At 65.6% G+C, this 279-nt stretch carries 1 protein-coding gene; it reads right to left on the bottom strand.

Going from position 1 to position 279, the window contains the following annotated elements; translation table 11 throughout:
* Window positions 1-279 (bottom strand): cellulose biosynthesis cyclic di-GMP-binding regulatory protein BcsB (locus tag EN845_RS35110; RefSeq protein WP_210235544.1); only part of this gene is annotated, 279 nt, incomplete at both ends.

The following is a 279-nucleotide window of genomic DNA, read 5'->3' as shown; positions in this document are numbered from 1 at the left end:
ACTGAGCCTTTGCGCTCGGCCTCTGTGATGCGCGTACCGCTGCCGTCGGCCACCGTGTACATTCCGTCTTCGCCGACGATCGGTTCCCCGGCCGCCTGGGCTTTTGCGGAAATACGAACGGCAATTCGAGGCGGCGCACGTCGCGGCGGTCGAAGAACGGCTGCGGCAAGGCCGCGAGATCCGGCTTGCTGGCAAGCGACGCATACGTGAGATCGAGCGAGCTCGCATTGCTGACGGTGGCCCACAGCGACGAGTTCGCCGGGTCTTCGCAGTTCGTCG

Origin of the sequence: Mesorhizobium sp. M8A.F.Ca.ET.202.01.1.1, from assembly GCF_004791595.1 — a bacterium.
Classification (GTDB): Bacteria; Pseudomonadota; Alphaproteobacteria; order Rhizobiales; family Rhizobiaceae; genus Mesorhizobium.
The sequence above is the reverse complement of the archived record's forward strand: the minus strand, read 5'-3'. Positions and strand labels throughout refer to the sequence as shown.